The following is a 19419-nucleotide window of genomic DNA, read 5'->3' as shown; positions in this document are numbered from 1 at the left end:
CTTCAGTCGGATTATAGATGGCGTTGTTAAAGATCCATTTACCCGAAATTGGCTCAACTTGCTGTGTTTTCTACTTTCTGGATTGCCCGCAGATGGCACTAGCACAGCAGAAGTAGGATTTATGTTTGCAGACTGGTATCGACAAGACGCAGTGCTTGAATATCCGATTGGTGGTAGTGGTGCTTTAGTTGAGGCTTTAGTACAAGGACTGGAGCGACACGGTGGTAAACTAATACTGGGCGCTCATGTGGAACAAGTGCTTGTAGAAGGCAATCGCGCCGTGGGTGTGCGTCTGCGCGATCGCCAAGAAATTCGAGCACGTAAAGCAGTTATTTCTAATGCCTCAATTTGGGATACCTTAAAACTGTTACCAGAAACGGCAATACCCAAACGGTTCCGCACCAAACGACAAGGGACGCCTGAGTGTGATAGCTTCATGCATTTACATCTAGGCATTGATGCCCAAGGATTACAATCAAATCTGCGGTGTCATTACATCGTGGTCAATAACTGGGAAGAGGGCATGACAGCACCTCAGAACGTTGTGGTGATCTCCATCCCTTCAACTCTCGATCCATCCCTAGCACCCCCAGGTAAGCACGTGATTCATGTTTATACTCCTGGTAATGAGCCGTATGCTATCTGGCAGGGGATGGATCGGAAAAGTCAGGAATATGCCCAACAAAAGCGATCGCGTGCAGAAGTGATGTGGCAAGCTTTGGAGCGGATCATTCCAGATATTCGCTCCCGTTGCGAAGTCACACTTGTTGGTACACCTCTAACCCACGAGCGTTTTCTGCGTCGTCACCAAGGTTCTTATGGCCCAGCAATTCCAGCTGGATCTGCTATGTTTCCTGGCCCCGGCACACCCCTACCAGGGCTGATGTGCTGCGGAGACTCGACATTTCCCGGTATTGGTTTACCAGCGGTTGCTGCTAGCGGCATGATTGCTGCGAATACCCTTGCACCTGTTAAACAGCATTTAGCCATGCTTCAGGATATCAAGTGCATTTAATTTTTTGAGTATAAAATCTAGCCGCCAATAGAGCCGCACCCGCTGCCAAAGTTGCTAGTACGCTGTCAGGTTCAGGTACAGCAGCAACTTGAGCATCAATTCGTGCAGTTCCAGCAAATAAACCTGTCAAGTCAGGGTTGCTTAGTATACTTGCAAACTCTGGAGAAATAAATAATTGAACATCAGGGAGGCTTAAAGTTTGGCCATCAAATGCCACAGATCCCGGAGCGCTCAAATCAAACAAAATTGTATTTAGAGAAAATGTATCTCTTAAAACAAGTCCGCTAGCATTTTCAACAGTACGTCCTGGAGCAAAACCTATTGAAAAGTTACCAACAGTAATTTGATTATTGAAGGTAATAGTACCAGTATGCTCGATTGTGCCCGAAAGCGGAGTAAAACCGCCCTCGTCACTGAATGTGAAGTTTGTGGCTGAGTCGATGCTTAAGCCAACTAAGTAATCGCTGGGAATTGGTGTGACTGTATTATTAGTGTCTGTGAAAATTAGTCCGATATTTCTAAGAATATCTTCGTGGTCACGATCAATGCTGGTGACTCCTGATTTCACCTGAAAAGTTGCAGCTTCTACCTGTATGGGTGCAATTGATATAAAAGCTACTGTTGTATAACTAAGAATTCCTGCAACTTGAGAAAAACGCATAGAGACTCCATATCTTTTATAGCTGATCATATATAAAAAAAAGAAATTTTTTCTTAAAGATTTTATTTGAATTTAGCTTTAATTAAAGTTTAGATAAAGTACGTAATTAAATCATAAATTATGCGGCATAACGATTATTTCTAATTTAAGAAGAGTTTAAAAAAGCCTTTCTATCTGGCGATTTACCAGACGATGAGTGCTTAAAAGATATGTTTGTAGAAGTCGCTTACATTGATGGTACTGATGAAGATGTGTATTCTGCAAAATTATCTGAAATAGCAGCCATTGATGCTGACAGCGAAACTCAAGAAGCGATCGCAAACTGGCTCTATTGGATGAAGAGAGTGTATAAGTTTTAAATTCTAGGACAAATACCGGATGACGCGGCAAGGATTGCCAGCAGCAACAACGTTCTCAGGTATATCTTTGACAACTACACTACCAGCACCAATGGTTGTGTTATCACCAATAGTTACACCTGGACAAATAATTGCACCGCCACCAATCCAGACATTGTTACCGATGTTAATTGGGGCAGCTAGTTCTCTACCAGAAAGACGAATTTTCGGTTCTGTAGGGTGACAAGCAGAATAAATTTGTACATAAGGAGCGCACAAGACATTTTCACCGATGTGAACTGTATTACAGTCTAAAATTACACAGCCATAGTTCATATAGAATCTGTCGCCAACATAAATGTTGCTGCCATAGTCACAGTGAAAGGGTGGCACAATTGTGATTTTCTGATCTATTTTTCCAAATAATTCTTGCAAAATTTGCTGCCGTTGCTCTTGCTGTTCTTCAGTTGTAGAGTTATATCTCCGCAGCAGACGACTAGCTCGTTTATTTTCGGCAGTCAATTCCGGATCTTCGCTAAGATATAATTCGCCTGCGAGCATTTTCTGTTTTTCAGTTTTTTCCATGACAGACTAATTGGGCTTCTCAATTGTGTGTTATACACCGTAGTAGGAGCTAGAGTAGCATATTTCATCCATCTGAAAACTGCCATAAATCCACATCTTAGATAGTTTTAAAAGTAGGTAATTAAATGTTTGTAGTGAGGGCTTTAGCCCTTTCTTATGTTCTTATGGTTTCTTCTCTCCGAGACGCTGCACGAGCAAAATAGGGCTAGAGCCGCTTACTACGAGCAAATTTCAATATTTTTACATTACAAAACATATAGAGAACTTATGCAAAAAAGTTCTGAAGTAGCGGTAATTTATAAATCACCGCTACGACAAATTAGGTTTTTGAGACAATTTGGTGTAAGTCATAACATAGTTTGATTTATTCTCGGCGCCTTACTTACAAGAATTTTTGCAGATTATTAACTAAATACGGCATGAGTAGCTTTTCCTTGACGTTTAGCTTGGTACATAGCAATATCAGCATCTCGCAGCATAGTTGCAGGTTCCTTATAACTTCTTAAATTCCAAGTAATACCAATGCTAGCTGTAGCAGATAATTGGTGTCCATTGAGGTTAAGTGGTAATTGTAAGGAGTCTTGAATACGTTTGGCAGCATTGGTGGCGTCGGTAACGTCTTTAATATCCTCCAAAAGAATAGTAAACTCATCACCACCAAATCGTGCTAAAGTATCCACACCGCGTAAGCACAACTCTAAACGTCTAGCGATCGCTACTAAAAAATCATCCCCGATTCCATGCCCAAAGCGATCGTTAATCTCCTTGAAGCCATCTAAATCCAAAAATAAAACTGCAAAATAATAATCGCTTCTACGTTTGCTACGTTCAATTGCTTGTGTGAGCCGATCTAAAAATAAAACACGATTCGGTAATGCTGTCAGCCCATCATAAAACGCATTGCGGATCAGTTGCGCCTCTGTCTGCTTAGATTTAGTGATGTCTTGAAAAACTAAAACCGTACCAGTAATATTACCATTTTGATCGTGGATGGGTGTAACATTATCCCCAATCGTTATTTCTTTGCCATCTTTGGTAATCAGTGTAGAGGTTTCTGATAAATTTAAAACTTCACCTGCTTGGATTATATGTATGGCTAAGTTTTCATTTGTTTCTTTTATGTCTTTTTCAACTAAGTTAACAACTTCTACTAAATCTTTACCGAACGCTTCACTTTCCTTCCAACCAGTGATTAGTTCTGCTATAGGATTCATCATTTGAATACAACCATTTGTATATGTCACAATTACTGCACAGCCCATACTGTTAATAATTGCCGCCAGCCTATCTTTTTCTTCGTGTAATGTCTTTTTGCTCTGATGTTTGTACAAAGCCATTTCAATCACAAAATGTAAATCACTTTCAATAAATGGTTTAACTATGTAAGTAAAGGGATCACTTAGACGATTTATATGTAATGTTTTATATTCCGAACTCTCTGTTAGATATACTACAGGTACATGGAAGTGATTCTGGATAATATCCGCTACGTCTACACCATCAATTTCCCTAGCTAGGCAGATATCAATTAATACTAAATGTGGATGAGTTTCTGCTACTTTTTTTATTGTCTCTTCACCACACTTAGTTATTTCTGAGACAGAATAACCTAGTGTTTGTAAACTTTTTCTAATATTTGAGGCTGGGATTTTTTCATCCTCAACAACTAGAATTTTGCGGCTGAACATATTACAATAACCTGTTTGCGAAGGTTTAGATTTTTGTTGTAAGTGTTAACTCGATAGAAAAATCATTATATTATCATAAACAATCTCTAACCACTTGTGTTCTGACTTTATAAAAATACTGACTAATAATCAAATAGCATCATGTTCTTAACCTTTGGTAATTTTTGTACTTGTCAAAGCTAATTCTGATTAGTGTATGCAGTTAATATCATGTCATTTATATGAAATACAATTTACTATGTATTATCAACAATCAAAAACTGATGTTCAAAAATATGCAGTAATTTTTGAACAATACAATAGTATAATTAATATTTCTGTAAAAATTAATCAAGAATAAAAGTTAATAAAACACTAATATAACACTTTCATCTAAGTTGAAAAAATTAATCGAGTGTGGTGGATGTAATATAATAATATCCCTTCACTAAATTACTACTAAAAATTAATCATTATCTGGAATTAAAATGTTTAATACTGCTTTGTCTACAAATAGTTTTTGTCTCAGCCGGGGTGTAACTCTCGTCTGAAACTGTCTTCTCTACGAGAGGCAGCGCGAACAACTTTGAATGGTGTGTGAATGGTATTACTTAAGACCTCTTGCATAAATCAATAAATTTGAACCCCACCCCGCCAAAGCTACGCTTTGTCTCCCCTCCCCGCAAGCGAGGAGGGGATTAAGGCTGGGGTGTTTGGGACTTTTACAAGAGGTCTTTAGAACTATTTATGGCTTCTGGCTAATATTTAATCACAAATACTGTGAGCTAAAAATATGCAAGTTAAATGCTTATCAGCAGATTCAAATGATTTTTTAGCTTTTTGAGAGTGAGCAGGTGCTGGGGGCAATGGCAGGAAAGATTCTCTTTGCCAGAGACTTCCACACTCCACGTAAACCCCCTTTCTTTGCTAGCTTATGGATAGTGATAAAAAAACACGTTTTGTGCTTTAGAGGTTGGACTTAGTTTTAGTCAGTTCAATGCTAATTTTGCCACCAAAGTCTGGAATAGGTGCGGCAGGTTTGCTCAGAACGACTTGGACTTGTGTTACACGATCGCATTCTTGGAGAATAGAATCTGCGATCGTTGTTACCAATTTCTCCACCAAAACAAATTTAGACGTTTTGATCAGATGTTGTATCAAGCTAATGACGCTGCGATAATCTAAAGTGTGTTCGATCGCGTCAGTCTTGGCTGCTGTGGAGATATCCAACCATAACTTTACATCCACCTCAAACCATTGTCCTAGCACCTGTTCTTCTGGTAGATACCCAGTGTAACCATAGCAGCGAATTCCTGTTAAATGAATGCAGTCCATAAAAGTTTGAGAGCAAATTGGGCATTTTGTAGAAAGTGGAGCAAGTTTGCTTGGAGATTTTCTCTACCACAAACTCGCTTGGTGGGGTTGGCTTACAATCCACTTTTTCACGGGATCTGGAAAACCTCTCTCCAAATCCTCCCCTAAAAGAGGAAAGGCTTTGAATTCTCCCTTTTCCCTGCTGGGGGTTAGGTTTCGCGTTAGCTTTTTCTAGATGACGTGAAAAGTTAGGCTTACAACCCATTTTTAGGTAAAGCTGCTTTTGAAGTTCCGAGGATCGGCTTCCGTCCGGCGCACTTCATCTTCACCCAACTTTCCCAGATGGATTTTAAACTGAATTTCCCTAGACAAAATCTAAAATTGTTTTATAGCTATGTTTGATTTAATGCCGATCGCCTTTAAAAATGTTAATCAAGTTTGGGCTTATATTTTAACAGAGACGCTAAAGCAGTTGGGATTGACTTGTGTGATCATTTGTCCTGGTTCACGTTCTACACCCCTAGCAGTAGCCTTTGCTCAACAAGTACCTGAGATTGAAGCGATTTCCATTCTCGATGAACGTTCCGCCGCCTTTTTTGCCTTGGGACAAGCTCAAGCAACCGGACGCCCTGTGGCGATCGTTTGCACCTCTGGTACAGCAGGAGCAAATTTTTATTCAGCAGTAATTGAAGCCTCATATAGTCGTGTACCACTGTTGATATTAACCACCGATAGACCGCCAGAATTGCGAGATTGTCACTCTGGGCAAACTATAGATCAATTGAGACTATATGGAAACTACCCAAATTGGCAAACGGAGTTAGCCTTACCCTCCGCTGATATGGGAATGCTAGCTTATCTACGGCAAACGATAATTCATAGCTGGGAAAGATCGCAAACTCCGACAAAAGGGCCAGTACATTTGAATATTCCCTTTCGCGATCCCTTAGCGCCTGTTCCTGATGGAACTGACTTGAGTTATTTGCAATCACAGTTTCAACCAGAAGACTTCTTCGCAGGAATAGCAAACCCATTCCCAATTCCCAATTCCCGATTCTCGATTCCCAAAGAATGGAAGGAATGCGATCGCGGCATTATTATCGCAGGTGTTGCCCAACCGCAGCAACCACAGGAATATTGTAGAGCGATCGCGCACCTTTCCCAAACTCTCAAATGGCCTGTATTAGCTGAGGGACTCTCCCCAGTGAGAAATTATGCCGAACTCAACCCTTATTTAATTTCCACTTATGACTTGATTTTGCGAAATCAGCAACTAGCAAAGCAGTTAGCGCCCAAAATGGTGATTCAGGTAGGTGAAATGCCTACAAGTAAAGAACTGCGTAATTGGATAGATGCAACCCAACCACGACGTTGGGTAATTGACAATAGCGATCAAAACCTCGACCCTTTGCACGGCAGAACGACGCATTTACGGATATCTGTAAAACACATAAATGCTGAGGTGAGAAATTTATCTTTCTCCTCAGACTATGTAAAGAAATGGTGTGATGCGGAAGCTCAGGTTAGGTTAGTTGTTGACCAGACGATGGGGAAAATAGATAAAATTATTGAGAGTAAAGCAGCTTGGTTAATTTCTCAGATTTTACCACTAGGAACGCCTCTGTTTATTGCTAATAGTATGCCTGTGCGGGATGTGGAATATTTCTGGAAACCGAATAATTTCGGAGTGCGATCGCACTTTAACCGGGGTGCAAATGGCATAGATGGTACATTATCCACCGCTTTGGGAATGGCACATCGCCAGCAAAGTAGTGTGATGTTAACGGGAGATTTAGCGCTGTTACATGATACCAATGGTTTTTTAATCCGCAATAAGTTTGTTGGACATCTCACGATTGTGTTAATCAACAATAATGGTGGTGGCATTTTTGAAATGTTACCTATTGCCAAGTTTGACCCACCATTTGAAGAGTTTTTTGGTACTCCCCAGGATATTGATTTCGCGCAGTTATGCGCTACTTATAATGTACAGCATGAATTGATTACTTCTTGGGAGCAGTTGCAGCAAAGATTAAATTCACTACCAATTAAAGGAATTAGAGTTTTGGAGTTGCAGACAAATCGCAAAGATGATGCTAAGTGGCGGCAGGATAATTTACGGAACTTTGCCGCAGATATTGCAATTTAGTAATCTCATTAGGTGTTGTTGAATAGTGGGATGAGATATAATAATTAGGTAAAACCATTATAGGAGAAAACTTCAATATAATTCACCTCCTTTTTCAAATTGTGATGCTGTTTTTCGTAACTGCTGTTCCATCTCTCGCTTTTGTTCTGGTGTCATCTTCTCCAACATTGTTTCCATAACCTTCTGTGCAATTTTTACCTCCATTCCACTAGCAGATTCATATTTACTACATTTGATTTTTAACTTTTTAGCAGCTCGCCTAACTATTTTTTGATAGCTTGGATGATCATCAAATATTTCATTAAATACATAGCTGGCAGGATCTTGACTCTTCTAGCATAGACGATCAACAATAGAATCCGCTGTTGGTTGTGATGCCTTAAGAATCTCTGCCAATGCTTTCCTCTCCTCAAATGAGGCACGATTTAGCAATTTTTTAAGGTCATCCATATATTTAAATCCTTTTACTGAGAAAACAAATCCTAATAATAGTATTCCCAGTAATATTATTTTTATATCGATAAATTGAAAGAAAAAGGAGAATGAAGTTATGGTAACAAAATTGAGTGATCTAATGGAAAAACTCCCACCAGCACGTCGAGCAAAAATTGAAGCTCGCGCTCAAGAGCTTATTGCTGAAAACATGAAGCTTCAAAATATCAGAAAAATAAGAAAGTTAACTTAGGAATCTACTGATTGATTTTGTAACTACCCTGACAAGTCAGCGATCGCACCTAGCAGACTGGGGCATTGCAAAAAAATGTAGAATAGGTTAAAAGCTACGCCTACTCTACAAAATTTAATTCTGATTGCTAGTATTGTGCGTTGGCGTAGCCCGTCGTAGACATCGCAGGCAAAAACTTAGGAACAGTACAGATAGTTTAGCAACATATTTTTAATTATTTATTCACCCAAAGACCTTTCTATTGCCCTTCGGATATATTTTTGGTACGGAATACCTTCTTTCTTAGATACAGCTTTAACTGTTTCTAGCATTTCCTCTGACACTCTTAGATTTACAGTTTTGTCTTTAGGCTGAAATTCAAAAGTAACGGGCTTAAAGTTGTCTTGATGAAGATAATCTGATAAATCTTCATCTAGTAAGCTTTCTAATTCTTCATCAGTTTTGATTCTAGGAAATATTTTCTTCATATTTTTTCGCCTCTTTCTCTCTCATGTAACGAGTGCTGATAGGTCTAATTAACCTTTTTCCTTGCTTTTCCCGGAATGTAAATCCTACGAAAATATATTTACCTTTGATTGATACACCTGTTGCAATAAATCTATCCTCACTTTCAGAGTGCTTTATATCAGGTGAAATCCTAAGACTTTTATCAAGAAACAAAGCCTCTATTTCCTCTAATGAGACTCCGTGCTTTTGGCATTTTTCAATATTTCCATCATCCCAGTCAAAGCCTGATACAGCCTCTGTCATATATTATAGTAACGTTTGTATATACAAACGTCAATACTTTAGTCAGCGATGTCTACGATGGGCTACGCCAACGCACAAAAATCCAACAACGCCAAAGCTAACGCTTCCAACGTTCCTCAGCAATTCCACCAGATAGTCGTTTTAACAGTCGCAAGACGAGCGATCGCACTCCTTCTTCCACTGCTTCTGATATCCCGCGTGTCTGCAAATGCTTCTTCACTTCGGGACTTTATTTGTAGCCATCATTATTTTACGGAGTGCGATCGCTCTCCTCCTCTGCGCCTTCGGGTGAAACTTACCCGCTTACTTCACCTTGTAACCACCGTTCCAAGTCAGCAAGAGAAGAGAAATCCAACAAAGCATCACCTAAAGCTTCCAACTGTTCCACCGATAACCCTTGAATCTGGGACAGAAGCGCATCAGGAATATTACCCACCCGCCGATTTAATAGTCGTAAAACGATCGTTCTTTCTCCTTCCTCTCGCCCTTCCTCTCGCCCTTCTTCCTTCGCTTCCAGAATAGCCCGTGGTTCTTCCAAATTCAGTCCCAACATCGTTGCAATCTCCTCTCGACTAAGGTTAGAAAACTTGTAGACGATAATCGTCGTTACCAAATCAATTATCGCTTGTTCCGATTGTTGCCGTGCTTGCTCCAGCAAAAACCGCGCCCCTTCCACTGCTTCTGTTTCAGAAGTAACATTTGTCAGCAACATCAAACCCAATCCCAAAGGTTGTTGTTGCAAATCCCCCAATTCATCCAGATACACCCGCCTGACTTGACCACTTTCCAACAAAGCGCGGTGAATCGAAGACGAAGAAGGTTCCAGGCTGCGAGAAGCAAAAATTATGACTCCAAACCAGTCATCGTAACGGATAGAGTTGCGGTAGAGAAACAAAAATAATTCGCTAAAGAAGCGGTGATATAAGTCTTCGTCCTTCTGAAACTGGACTTCTGCAAAAAAGACGGTTTTGGAAACTGCATTCGCTGGAGGTAAAAACACGCCATCAATCCGAAACGCCGTTTCTTTCACCTCAACTGATTCAAACTGATAGTTTTCCGCTTCTGGAGGTGGTTCATCAACTAATTCAAACAGCAAACCGGGGAATTGCTTAAATAATTTGTAGAAGATGGTGTCACGTCGCATTTTTATTCCTCAACACCCAGACAATTACCAGATTCTAAAGGCTTGAGACACCAATTTTAGCGATCGCTCCTCAGACCGCGATAAAATTCTCAAGCACAACCGCGCACTCCATACCAATGCAAATTAACTGGGAAACTGCCAAAACCTACGAAGATATTCTGTATCAAAAAAACGATGGCATTGCAAAAATCACCATCAATCGCCCCCACAAACGCAATGCTTTTCGTCCCAAAACTGTCTTTGAACTGTACGACGCTTTCTGTGATGCTCGTGAAGATACTACTATTGGTGTTGTCTTATTTACGGGTTATGGACCACACACTGATGGCAAATATGCTTTCTGTTCTGGTGGCGATCAAAGTGTGCGCGGACATGGGGGTTATGTAGACGATACTGGCATCCCCCGATTGAATGTACTGGACTTACAGCGCCTAATTCGTTCCATGCCGAAAGTTGTGATTGCTTTAGTAGCTGGATATGCGATCGGTGGTGGACACGTTTTACACTTGATTTGCGACCTTACGATCGCTGCCGATAATGCCATTTTCGGACAGACTGGCCCAAAAGTTGGCAGTTTCGACGGTGGTTTTGGAGCCAGCTATCTCGCCCGCATCGTAGGACAGAAAAAAGCCCGAGAAATTTGGTTTCTCTGTCGCCAATATAATGCACAACAAGCTCTAGAAATGGGCTTAATTAATTGCGTTGTCCCAGTCGAACAACTAGAAGCCGAAGGGATTGAATGGGCGCAGGAGATTTTAGAAAAAAGTCCGATCGCAATTCGGTGTCTCAAAGCCGCGTTCAACGCTGATTGTGATGGACAAGCTGGTTTACAAGAACTCGCTGGCAATGCTACCTTGCTCTATTACATGACAGAAGAGGGGTCTGAGGGCAAACAAGCGTTTCTTGAAAAGCGTCCACCAGATTTCCGCTCTTTTCCTTGGTTACCTTAAAATTGCAAAAATCGCACCTCACTTAAGGGTGCGATTTTTGTAGATATCAACTTTTAAAACACTAAAAATCTTAAAAACAAATCTTATTTTAAGTAGACTACAAACTCAGTCCAGTAATAATGGGTGACTAAATAACCACTGCTTTAGTCTTGGCCTCTTCGGATACAAAGATATTTATTTCCTCTACAGGTGCAAGAGCAGCATTGTTTAAATCTGAGACTAGGGATTGAGAAGAAGCTAAAACTGGTGTTGCATCTGGCAAACCCCAAGCATCTTCCAAGGTTTCCCAAGAAGGTGCAAAAGGTGGAAGCGCTAAAGAGCAAGCTTTCCAAGTTGCTTTAACTGGCGCTCCCAATTGCTCACACATTCCGCCACGGCGACCTTCTGGCTGATAATGACGGCAATATTTACAGGCAGATGCTAAAACTTTAATGGGTTTCATTTGGGTTCATCTTTAGTGCGGTTTTAAACTGAAGTTCATCCTTCTATTTTGCTTCTATATATAAAGACAGACAAGAGCCAAAAAGTCATTATCTTCTCTAGGTTTCAGCGATCCCAACGAAAAAACAAACTTTAGGATATTTTTATATTCTTGTTATATTTTTCAATATTCGCAAGAGTACTTACCCATAGATTTGGGCTAAAAATTATTAGGGATCAAGAGTAAAACCAATATTTTTAATTTATTTACCCTTTCAACTTCCTTCTTAAGAAGAACTTGAGGCAGATAATTTTGAATAAATAGCTTGTATTTATTACCACACTTTACTTAAGTCAACAATAAAATCCTTATTTTCTAAAGAATTAGAATGTTTCTATTTTGTAACAGCAAATCATTTTTGGATAAATTTTGCTCAAATAATCATCTAATAAATCAAGATCGAAATTCAAATTTCAACCCAAGAGTGACTGGAGTTACCCTAACTTATAAATACCGACTTTCTTCAAAACTGTTTAGCAGCACAGACCGAACAGACTGCCCAGCGCTGGAGTTCACCGGGTGGGGTGGGACATTGACACTGGGGACAAAGGGGTAAGCCATGCGATCGCGATCGCATAATTTTAGCCCAATGTCCAAAAGCAGCATTCACATCCTTAGTGGGTGTAATATCAGGGCGGCTAATATCATCACCAAGGTAACTAGGATGCTCATGAGGCAAAACCGTTTGTTGCTGTTTTCTCTCCACAGATGGATTATGCCAGCTAGCAGTAGAGAATCGAATATCAACCAAAGGTGTTGGCAGCTTTTTGTTCAACTTTAAAAGCAGAGATGTGCGACCAAAAGTCAGATTTTGCGCCCAAGCAGCACTAGAAGTTGCTACCCATAAAACATCGCGCTGAATCGACAATGGTCGAGTATGCGCGGCAACTACTGGACTAACAACTTCTGTCCAACACTTAAGCAAGCGTTGAAATGGTTGCTCTTGCCATTTAGCCTGCTTTTCCAGAAAATCTAAAATATGATCAATTGATTTCAACGACATCATTAAAAAGTGCAGAGTGGTGTTAGCAGTAGCGGGGCGTTTAGCCCGTCCTGAGTGGTGAATTAGAAGTTAGCAGTTTTCTCGCCCTTCTGCTTTGCTTCCCTATTACCCCTCACCCCCATACTGTATTTCCAAGATAGACCCCATGAACTAACTATCCTTCACAACAAAGTCTGAAAATCTCTCTTGTCTAGTCCCCAGTGCCCAATGCCCAACATCCAGTCTATCTATTTAGATAATTTTCGCTAATATTGGCACAAATGTATCTAAAGTTAATTCCAGCAGTCTATATTTGAGGCACAGAGGCAATGACTGAAAACCCCCTGAATAATTCCGATACTCAATCGTCTAAAACACCTGGGTTGAAACCAGTATTAGCAGTAGCACTAGCGAGTTTAGAGGTGCCGCTAGATCAAGAGTTAGCTCGATACCGACGCACGCGAAATGGTTCGAGGACAGCGAACCAGCCCCGTGTTGGGAGTTTTATCAGCAGTCAACCTCAGCAGCTGACTGCCATTCTTACAACATCGGGCATAACTCAGTCGTCAGTAACGGAAATTAAAACCAACGTGCCGCCTGCATCTGTACCTGTGAATCCTCAGGAAAACCCAGCACCACATGCATCTCTAACCGTAAGTCCTCAGAGGAACCCAGCACCACCTGCGGCAAAGACTGAGGAACTGAATAATCTCAATATGCCTTCCACCTCTGATTCTGCAAAAACGCCAACTCAACTTCCACCACCGCCGCCCAACTTTACTACCAGCATCGTGCCAGCAGTCGTTAAAGATACTAGGAGCGAAAATCTCGTGCAGCCGGATGACACTCCTAAGCCGCCAGATGACTATTTGGAATCTAGTGAAGCACTGCTACGAAGTCTGACAGAAGAGCAACCAGAAACCAAGAAGCCAAGCAATCCTAGCGACAGTCTGCTATCACCTTTGGGTATCGGCTCTATGTTGTTGCTACTGTTAGCGAGTCTTACCTTGGGTTATGTAGTGTTCAATCCCAAAAGCTTGTCACAATGGAATTTAAGCAAGTTGTTTAACGGGAACTCGTCTCCTGCACCAGAAAATACTGAGGAAGTTGGCAATAATGTCCAACCTCAGATCCAGCCACCAAGCACATCTATACCCAAGTATCCCAATCTAGCTGCCGAAGAGTTTCCTGAGGTGAGAGATCCTAATGATGTCGTTGGCTTAAAACCCAAGATTCAACCAACTTTCGCAGTCGTGCCTAATCTAGTCGTTCCTCAAAACCCCGCAAATCCTCAAGCAGCATTGCCTGAAGCCAACACAGCCCTAAGACCGACAAATCCGATCGCCTTAGCACCAGTACCAACGGTACAGCCTTTGCCTCCGACTTCAACAACAAAAACCTCGCCCAAGCCAATCGCAACCTCACCAAAGCAGAATGCAGAAATCAAACCAGGAACAGATGGGTTATATCATGTGGTCATAGACAATGAAGGACGGGCTTTAGCCTCAGCACAACGAGTAATTCCCGATGCTTATTTATCACCCAGCAAACAATTGATTTATCTAGGTGCTTTTAAGACTAAAGAGCAGGTAAAACAACATATGCAACTGTTACAGAGGAAAGGAATCAAGGCACGGGTTCAGCAGCCATGAGTTGCAATAATTAATCTACGATACTATTGAGATAACGGTGCTGAGTGAAGAGTGCTGAGTAGTAAAGACAAAATCTTGCTTGTTTACGATCATACGACAAAAATTATTATACTCAGAACCTTAACTAGATAATCATTACTCAGCACTCATTAGCACTGAGTTTCGTGAATAGAGAGCCGATATGGAATTAATCAAGCGTATCCTGCGGGTGATTCGTGCTAATCTCAATGGTCTGATCGGCAGTGCCGAAGATCCAGAAAAGATTCTGGAGCAAACTGTGCTAGAGATGCAGGAAAATCTAGTGCGATTGCGGCAGGGTGTAGCACAAGCGATCGCTACCCAAAAACGCACTGAACGACAAGCTGCGGCTGCTCAGTCTCAAACAGAAGAATGGTATCGCCGCGCCCAATTGTCCCTGCAACAAGGTAATGAACCTCTAGCACGCGAAGCTTTAACTAAGCGCCAAGCTTATAAAGAAACCTTTACAGCCCTCTCTTCCCAGATAGAGCAGCAAAACGAGATAGTAGCTAGGCTGAAAAAGGATATGCGATCGCTAGAGTTAAAAATTGCCGAGGCGAAAATAAAAAAAGATATGTATATTGCTCGCGCCCGTTCTGCCGAAGCGTCTTATCGCCTCCAAGAAATGCTCGGCGGAGTTTCTGCCACCAGCAGTCTAAGTGCCTTTGAGCGCATGGAAGAAAAAGTTTTGCAGATAGAAGCTAAATCAGAAGCAATAGCTCAACTCAGTGGCGACGACTTAGAAACACAATTTACTTCTTTGGAATCTAATAATGTAGATGCCGAATTGGCAGCGATGAAAGTGCAGGTTTTAAACCAGGCAGAAAACACACAGCCCAACAGTCTCCTCACTGAGGAGAGCCAAAAGACAGCGCAGCAGTTACCCAAAAGTCAAGACTCTTGAAGTTCGGCTAATTACCCCAGTTTGGAGATATCTTAACAATTAAGAGTTGTTGGCAGGTACTGATTCAAACCGGAAAGATTACATTGAAATAGGTAGCTATTAAAAAGTAAAAAAGCTAACTGTCCAACAAAAAGCGTAAACCACACAAGGAAAAACAAAGTTATGGGATTATTTGATCGCATTAAACGAGTAGTTAGTTCTAACCTCAACGACTTGGTTAACAAAGCCGAAGACCCCGAAAAAATGTTAGAACAAGCTATCCTGGAAATGCAGGAAGACTTGGTGCAGCTGCGTCAGGGGGTAGCCCAGACGATCGCCGCCCAAAAACGCAGCGAAAAACAGTATAATGATGCCCAAAATGAAATCAATAAGTGGCAACGCAATGCCCAACTAGCGCTGCAAAAAGGTGATGAGAACCTAGCACGACAAGCTCTAGAGCGCAAGAAAACTTATACTGACACCAGCGCCGCCCTCAAAGCTAGTTTGGATACCCAAAGCACTCAAGTTGAAACCCTCAAGCGCAACTTAATCCAGCTGGAAAGCAAGATTTCTGAAGCTAAAACTAAAAAAGAAATGCTCAGAGCTCGGATCACCACCGCCAAAGCCCAAGAGCAACTCCAAAGCATGGTGAGTGGGATGAATACCAGTAGTGCAATGTCTGCCTTCGAGCGGATGGAAGAAAAAGTCTTAATCCAAGAAGCCCGCGCCCAAGCACAAGGAGAATTAGCAGGAGCAGATTTAGAAACGCAATTTGCCCAGTTAGAAGGTGGTAGCGATGTTGATGATGAATTGGCAGCTTTGAAAGCGCAAATGTTACCACCCGCTACTCCCCAAAATCAACCCCAACTGCCGCCGCAACCACAAACTACTGCTCCTAAGTCTAATGAGGTGGTTGATAGCGAGTTGGATTCTCTACGCAAACAATTGGATCAACTGTAAAATTGGCAGAAAACAAATTTTAAGCCAGTCCCACGCCTGTTGGTTGTGGGATTTTATGTTATTAGTCAATACTTTGGGATAAAGTATTGTGTGTGACAACTTTGATCGCCACCTGATGGAGACTGTAATGAGTAAGGCTGTAATCACCATAACTGATGCTGATTTTGAAACTGAAGTGTTAAAAGCCGAACAGCCTGTATTAGTTTACTTTTGGGCTTCTTGGTGTGGGCCTTGTCAATTGATGTCGCCCGCGATCGCTTCAGCTGCCATCGAATATAGCGATCGCCTCAAAGTCGTTAAAATGGAAATTGACCCCAACCCACTTACTGTTAAGCAGTATCAAGTGGAAGGCGTGCCAGCCCTCAGACTATTTCTTGGCCAGGAAGTTTTGATATCCACTGAGGGAGTCATCGGCAAAGATAAATTACTTGCTCTTTTAGATTCGCACTTGAATACTAATTAGTCATTGATCTTTTGTCGATAGTCATTACCAAATGACTATTGACAAAAGATCAAGGACAAAGGACAAATAACTAAGATGCAATTTGCAAAGCGTTTACAATCCTTACAATCTAATGTATTTGCTGATATGGACAGAGCCAAAGCAGTCGCATTGGCAGCTGGACAACAAGTAATTGATTTGTCGTTGGGGTCTTCTGATTTACCAGCCGAGGCACACGTCATTGAGGCGATCGCCCAGTCTCTTGGCGATCGCAGTACCCACGGCTATCTGTTATTTAACGGCACCCAAGAATTTCGTGAAGCCGCAGCCAACTGGTACGAACAAAAATTTGGTGTCAAAGTCGATCCCCAAACTGAGGTGTTACCTCTGATTGGTTCTCAAGAAGGCACTGCCCATTTACCTCTAGCAATACTCAATCCAGGAGATTTCGCTCTGTTGCTCGATCCAGGTTATCCCTCCCATGCCGGGGGAGTCTACCTAGCTAGTGGGCAAATCTACCCGATGCCACTACGGGTAGAAAACGCTTTTTTACCAGTTTTTGCTGATATTCCTGCCCCAGTCTTGGCTCAGTCGCGGATGATGGTGCTAAGTTATCCTCACAATCCCACAGCTGCGATCGCTCCTTTATCTTTCTTCCAAGAAGCTGTCGCCTTCTGTCAGCAACACAATCTCGTCCTAGTTCACGATTTCCCCTACGTAGATTTGGTATTTCAGGAAACTGAAAAGTGGGCAGATTCTTCTCCCAATTTCAAATCCCTAGTCCCTTCGATTCTGCAAGCCGATCCAGATAAAAGCGTCTCGATTGAATTTTTCACCCTTTCCAAGTCCTACAATATGGGTGGCTTCCGCATTGGTTACGCCATCGGTAATCCCCAGTTAATTAACGCCTTACGCCAGGTAAAAGCCGCGGTTGATTTTAATCAGTATCGGGGGATTTTGAATGGTGCGATCGCTGCCCTAACTGGGCCTCAATCTGGGGTAAAATCTGCTGTTGCCACTTTTCAACAGCGCCGCGATGCTTTCATTACTGCTTTCCACCGCACTGGGTGGAATGTTTCTATTCCCCAAGCCACAATGTACATCTGGGCAAAATTGCCCTCACCTTGGAGTCAAAACTCCATAGAATTTTGTACCCAGCTAGTTAAACAAACTGGTGTAGCCGCTTCGCCAGGTGCGGGTTTTGGCAAATCTGGAGAAGGGTATGTCCGCTTTGCCTTGGTGCATGAGCCACCTTTGTTAGAAACTGCTGTGGAAAGAATTGCCCAGTTCCTTCATTGAATTTTTTCTTAAGCTAAACGCTAAAGATTTTTTGCAGCAAAGTGTATGGATAAGACACGCGCCAGGGTAGCACAGATGTGCTACCCTGGCAATGACCGTATTATACTGAACTTAAAAATATTGCATTGTAATTTTTGTAACTATGAAATTTTACAAAAATATGTAATTAAACGTATAAAAGCAGCAAAATATTCTTCATCTTTTTACTGATAATCAGCAGGAACTTTACCCAATTAGGTCTTCCCATTTCTTAAACTGGGTTTGTACGCTCAGCTACCAAAGATGGCTAACAATGCAGGTTGCGCTTAAAAGCCGCCGTATTGCCAAAACGCCTGTAGTTAAAACAGCCCAAGCCTAGAAACGGCAGTAGTTTAAAACTTAATTTCCAAACTGACAGAGACTTTAAAAAAATGAAAATGACTTTTCAGAAACTTGTAATTGGTGCCTCAATGGCTATTGGTGTGAGCGCTCTCGCCACTGCTCCAGCACACGCTACATCTTTCAGCTTCAACAACCCTAATGAAATTAAAACCTACACTGGTGGATCAAATGGTATCTTCATCAAGGGGAATGCACAAGATGGTACCAGCGCTGCAATCAAAGCTTTGACCGATAACGACTCCACTTCCAACGTCGAACTATGGCACAGCACTGAAAACCCTACTGCTAATATTGGCTTCACTACAACGGTAGATGGCAAAAGTGTCACGGTCAGCAGTATTACAAAAGATGATTGGAAGAGCTTTGGTTCACAATGGCTTGATGGTTTCCTTCAGGCTCACAGTACTCGCGGTATCACTGTGAATGGGGATGAAGTTAAAGTTGGAAACTTACCAGCAACCAGCAAGGCTACCTTATTGAGTTCTCTACTATCTACTGGTCTTCCCAGTTCTGGAGATCCCAACATTGGCACTTTTGCATACGATGCTAGCACTAGTAAATTAACACTTGATTTAATTGGACACAAAGACCTTAAGCCACGTATTTTACAAAATAATTACAGCACAGGCAACTTATATTGGGATAATGTCCTGAAAGCCTCAGCAACTAAGATGACTAGTGTGCAAGCAAGTGAAATCGCCAAAGTTACTGTTGGTATTGGTAACGATATGCAAACTTACTTTGCTTATAGCTTTGATGCAATAGCCACAGGTATTACTGCTTCTGATGACAAGGAATCTTACTCAGGAAAATATACCTGGTCACAAAAGCTGCCTACAGCAGTACCAGAACCTTCCATTATGCTTGGTCTACTGGGTGTTGCTGGCGTCTTTGTGACGCAACGCAAATTAAAAAAAGCATCTATTTAGGGCTTGCTGAACAAAAGTGAAACATAGTCTAGGTAAGGGTTTTGAGCATTTTTTCACCAAGCAAGTGCAAGACTATAGCATCCAGAGGTTCAAAAACCTTGCACTTTCGTCGGCGAGCGCCGGGCAAATTGGGA

21 protein-coding genes and 1 pseudogene are annotated in these 19419 nt (G+C 41.7%); 11 read left to right on the top strand and 11 right to left on the bottom strand.

Translation table 11 applies throughout. The annotated features are described in order from the left end of the window. On the top strand, window positions 1–1015 hold a 1015-nt coding region (locus ACEW80_RS17055; protein WP_373527729.1), incomplete at its 5' end, for a phytoene desaturase family protein. Here the strand turns inward: ACEW80_RS17055 and ACEW80_RS17050 are convergent. Further along, a complete protein-coding gene (locus ACEW80_RS17050; RefSeq protein ID WP_373527728.1) occupies window positions 1002–1676 on the bottom strand; it encodes a hypothetical protein in 675 nt (224 codons plus the stop codon). The genes ACEW80_RS17055 and ACEW80_RS17050 overlap by 14 nt on opposite strands. A gap of 197 nt (window positions 1677–1873) precedes the next feature. Between ACEW80_RS17050 and ACEW80_RS17045 the strand changes: the two are divergent. Beyond that, window positions 1874–2035: pseudogene (locus ACEW80_RS17045) on the top strand (calcium-binding protein); the annotation flags it as partial. 3 nt (window positions 2036–2038) lie between these two features. Here the strand turns inward: ACEW80_RS17045 and ACEW80_RS17040 are convergent. From ACEW80_RS17040 to folB, 3 genes are all read right to left on the bottom strand, one after another. Next, a complete protein-coding gene (locus ACEW80_RS17040) occupies window positions 2039–2599 on the bottom strand; it encodes a sugar O-acetyltransferase (protein WP_373527727.1) in 561 nt (186 codons plus the stop codon). Between the two features lie 404 nt (window positions 2600–3003). Beyond that, window positions 3004–4287, bottom strand: coding sequence for a diguanylate cyclase domain-containing protein (locus tag ACEW80_RS17035; RefSeq protein WP_373527726.1), 1284 nt, complete (start codon window positions 4285–4287; stop codon window positions 3004–3006). Between the two features lie 945 nt (window positions 4288–5232). After that, complete coding sequence (folB, locus tag ACEW80_RS17030) at window positions 5233–5601, bottom strand: dihydroneopterin aldolase (RefSeq protein WP_373527725.1); 369 nt, start codon at window positions 5599–5601, stop codon at window positions 5233–5235. A gap of 373 nt (window positions 5602–5974) precedes the next feature. On the opposite strand from folB, the gene menD reads away from it, so the two are divergent. Further along, a complete protein-coding gene (gene menD / locus ACEW80_RS17025) occupies window positions 5975–7729 on the top strand; it encodes a 2-succinyl-5-enolpyruvyl-6-hydroxy-3-cyclohexene-1-carboxylic-acid synthase (RefSeq protein ID WP_373527724.1) in 1755 nt (584 codons plus the stop codon). A gap of 72 nt (window positions 7730–7801) precedes the next feature. On the opposite strand, the gene ACEW80_RS17020 is transcribed toward menD, so the two are convergent. Beyond that, the gene (locus ACEW80_RS17020; protein ID WP_373527723.1) at window positions 7802–7933 is read right to left on the bottom strand and encodes a hypothetical protein; all 132 of its coding nucleotides are present in this window, start codon (window positions 7931–7933) and stop codon (window positions 7802–7804) included. 346 nt (window positions 7934–8279) lie between these two features. Here ACEW80_RS17020 and ACEW80_RS17015 point away from each other — a divergent pair, with 346 nt between their 5' ends. Further along, a complete protein-coding gene (locus ACEW80_RS17015) occupies window positions 8280–8414 on the top strand; it encodes a hypothetical protein (RefSeq protein ID WP_373527722.1) in 135 nt (44 codons plus the stop codon). 218 nt (window positions 8415–8632) lie between these two features. On the opposite strand, the gene ACEW80_RS17010 is transcribed toward ACEW80_RS17015, so the two are convergent. The 4 genes from ACEW80_RS17010 to ACEW80_RS16995 all read right to left on the bottom strand — a co-directional run bounded on the left by ACEW80_RS17010 (window position 8633) and on the right by ACEW80_RS16995 (window position 10308). Next, a complete protein-coding gene (locus ACEW80_RS17010; protein ID WP_373527721.1) occupies window positions 8633–8881 on the bottom strand; it encodes a CopG family antitoxin in 249 nt (82 codons plus the stop codon). Continuing rightward, window positions 8862–9164: a BrnT family toxin gene (locus ACEW80_RS17005; RefSeq protein ID WP_292800494.1), complete on the bottom strand. Its 303-nt coding sequence runs from the start codon at window positions 9162–9164 to the stop codon at window positions 8862–8864. The genes ACEW80_RS17010 and ACEW80_RS17005 overlap by 20 nt, the downstream gene beginning before the upstream one ends. Window positions 9165–9261: 97 nt before the next feature. After that, a complete protein-coding gene (locus ACEW80_RS17000) occupies window positions 9262–9384 on the bottom strand; it encodes a hypothetical protein (RefSeq protein ID WP_373527720.1) in 123 nt (40 codons plus the stop codon). 75 nt (window positions 9385–9459) lie between these two features. Beyond that, entirely contained in the window at window positions 9460–10308 is an 849-nt protein-coding gene (locus ACEW80_RS16995; RefSeq protein ID WP_373527719.1) for an Rpn family recombination-promoting nuclease/putative transposase, read from the bottom strand. Window positions 10309–10424: 116 nt separating this feature from the next. On the opposite strand from ACEW80_RS16995, the gene menB reads away from it, so the two are divergent. After that, window positions 10425–11258, top strand: coding sequence for a 1,4-dihydroxy-2-naphthoyl-CoA synthase (gene menB / locus ACEW80_RS16990; RefSeq protein WP_373527718.1), 834 nt, complete (start codon window positions 10425–10427; stop codon window positions 11256–11258). 127 nt (window positions 11259–11385) lie between these two features. Here menB and ACEW80_RS16985 read toward each other — a convergent pair whose 3' ends face one another. Both ACEW80_RS16985 and ACEW80_RS16980 read right to left on the bottom strand, forming a co-directional pair. Continuing rightward, window positions 11386–11700 (bottom strand): hypothetical protein, encoded by a 315-nt coding sequence (locus ACEW80_RS16985; RefSeq protein WP_373527717.1) that lies wholly within the window; start codon window positions 11698–11700, stop codon window positions 11386–11388. 502 nt (window positions 11701–12202) lie between these two features. Beyond that, the gene (locus tag ACEW80_RS16980; protein ID WP_373527731.1) at window positions 12203–12742 is read right to left on the bottom strand and encodes a DUF721 domain-containing protein; all 540 of its coding nucleotides are present in this window, start codon (window positions 12740–12742) and stop codon (window positions 12203–12205) included. 308 nt (window positions 12743–13050) lie between these two features. Here ACEW80_RS16980 and ACEW80_RS16975 point away from each other — a divergent pair, with 308 nt between their 5' ends. From ACEW80_RS16975 to ACEW80_RS16950, 6 genes are all read left to right on the top strand, one after another. Further along, window positions 13051–14373: a hypothetical protein gene (locus tag ACEW80_RS16975; RefSeq protein ID WP_373527716.1), complete on the top strand. Its 1323-nt coding sequence runs from the start codon at window positions 13051–13053 to the stop codon at window positions 14371–14373. A gap of 181 nt (window positions 14374–14554) precedes the next feature. Beyond that, on the top strand, window positions 14555–15295 hold the full coding sequence (locus tag ACEW80_RS16970) for a PspA/IM30 family protein (protein WP_373527715.1): 741 nt from the start codon (window positions 14555–14557) through the stop codon (window positions 15293–15295). A gap of 162 nt (window positions 15296–15457) precedes the next feature. After that, entirely contained in the window at window positions 15458–16234 is a 777-nt protein-coding gene (locus tag ACEW80_RS16965; RefSeq protein WP_373527714.1) for a PspA/IM30 family protein, read from the top strand. Between the two features lie 127 nt (window positions 16235–16361). Beyond that, window positions 16362–16697 (top strand): thioredoxin family protein, encoded by a 336-nt coding sequence (locus ACEW80_RS16960; RefSeq protein ID WP_373527730.1) that lies wholly within the window; start codon window positions 16362–16364, stop codon window positions 16695–16697. A 75-nt stretch (window positions 16698–16772) separates the two neighbouring features. Then, window positions 16773–17975, top strand: coding sequence for an LL-diaminopimelate aminotransferase (locus tag ACEW80_RS16955; protein ID WP_373527713.1), 1203 nt, complete (start codon window positions 16773–16775; stop codon window positions 17973–17975). Between the two features lie 416 nt (window positions 17976–18391). Then, the gene (locus ACEW80_RS16950) at window positions 18392–19285 is read left to right on the top strand and encodes an NF038130 family PEP-CTERM protein (RefSeq protein WP_373527712.1); all 894 of its coding nucleotides are present in this window, start codon (window positions 18392–18394) and stop codon (window positions 19283–19285) included. Window positions 19286–19419: the final 134 nt, after the last annotated feature.

Origin of the sequence: Nostoc sp. (assembly GCF_041747015.1) — a bacterium.
Classification (GTDB): domain Bacteria; phylum Cyanobacteriota; class Cyanobacteriia; order Cyanobacteriales; family Nostocaceae; genus Nostoc.
Note: the sequence above shows the minus strand (reverse complement) of the source record. Positions and strands in the feature narration are given on the sequence as shown.

Coding starts and splice junctions, on each gene's coding strand:
- ACEW80_RS17015 (WP_373527722.1), top strand. CDS start 8,280: ATGGTAACAAAATTGAGTGATCTAATGGAAAAACTCCCACCAGCACGT.
- menB (WP_373527718.1), top strand. CDS start 10,425: ATGCAAATTAACTGGGAAACTGCCAAAACCTACGAAGATATTCTGTAT.
- menD (WP_373527724.1), top strand. CDS start 5,975: ATGTTTGATTTAATGCCGATCGCCTTTAAAAATGTTAATCAAGTTTGG.
- ACEW80_RS16975 (WP_373527716.1), top strand. CDS start 13,051: ATGACTGAAAACCCCCTGAATAATTCCGATACTCAATCGTCTAAAACA.
- ACEW80_RS17005 (WP_292800494.1), bottom strand. CDS start 9,164: ATGACAGAGGCTGTATCAGGCTTTGACTGGGATGATGGAAATATTGAA.
- ACEW80_RS16985 (WP_373527717.1), bottom strand. CDS start 11,700: ATGAAACCCATTAAAGTTTTAGCATCTGCCTGTAAATATTGCCGTCAT.
- ACEW80_RS16995 (WP_373527719.1), bottom strand. CDS start 10,308: ATGCGACGTGACACCATCTTCTACAAATTATTTAAGCAATTCCCCGGT.
- ACEW80_RS16980 (WP_373527731.1), bottom strand. CDS start 12,742: ATGTCGTTGAAATCAATTGATCATATTTTAGATTTTCTGGAAAAGCAG.
- ACEW80_RS17010 (WP_373527721.1), bottom strand. CDS start 8,881: ATGAAGAAAATATTTCCTAGAATCAAAACTGATGAAGAATTAGAAAGC.
- ACEW80_RS17050 (WP_373527728.1), bottom strand. CDS start 1,676: ATGCGTTTTTCTCAAGTTGCAGGAATTCTTAGTTATACAACAGTAGCT.
- folB (WP_373527725.1), bottom strand. CDS start 5,601: ATGGACTGCATTCATTTAACAGGAATTCGCTGCTATGGTTACACTGGG.
- ACEW80_RS16950 (WP_373527712.1), top strand. CDS start 18,392: ATGACTTTTCAGAAACTTGTAATTGGTGCCTCAATGGCTATTGGTGTG.
- ACEW80_RS17035 (WP_373527726.1), bottom strand. CDS start 4,287: ATGTTCAGCCGCAAAATTCTAGTTGTTGAGGATGAAAAAATCCCAGCC.
- ACEW80_RS16955 (WP_373527713.1), top strand. CDS start 16,773: ATGCAATTTGCAAAGCGTTTACAATCCTTACAATCTAATGTATTTGCT.
- ACEW80_RS16965 (WP_373527714.1), top strand. CDS start 15,458: ATGGGATTATTTGATCGCATTAAACGAGTAGTTAGTTCTAACCTCAAC.
- ACEW80_RS16960 (WP_373527730.1), top strand. CDS start 16,362: ATGAGTAAGGCTGTAATCACCATAACTGATGCTGATTTTGAAACTGAA.
- ACEW80_RS16970 (WP_373527715.1), top strand. CDS start 14,555: ATGGAATTAATCAAGCGTATCCTGCGGGTGATTCGTGCTAATCTCAAT.
- ACEW80_RS17040 (WP_373527727.1), bottom strand. CDS start 2,599: ATGGAAAAAACTGAAAAACAGAAAATGCTCGCAGGCGAATTATATCTT.
- ACEW80_RS17020 (WP_373527723.1), bottom strand. CDS start 7,933: ATGGAGGTAAAAATTGCACAGAAGGTTATGGAAACAATGTTGGAGAAG.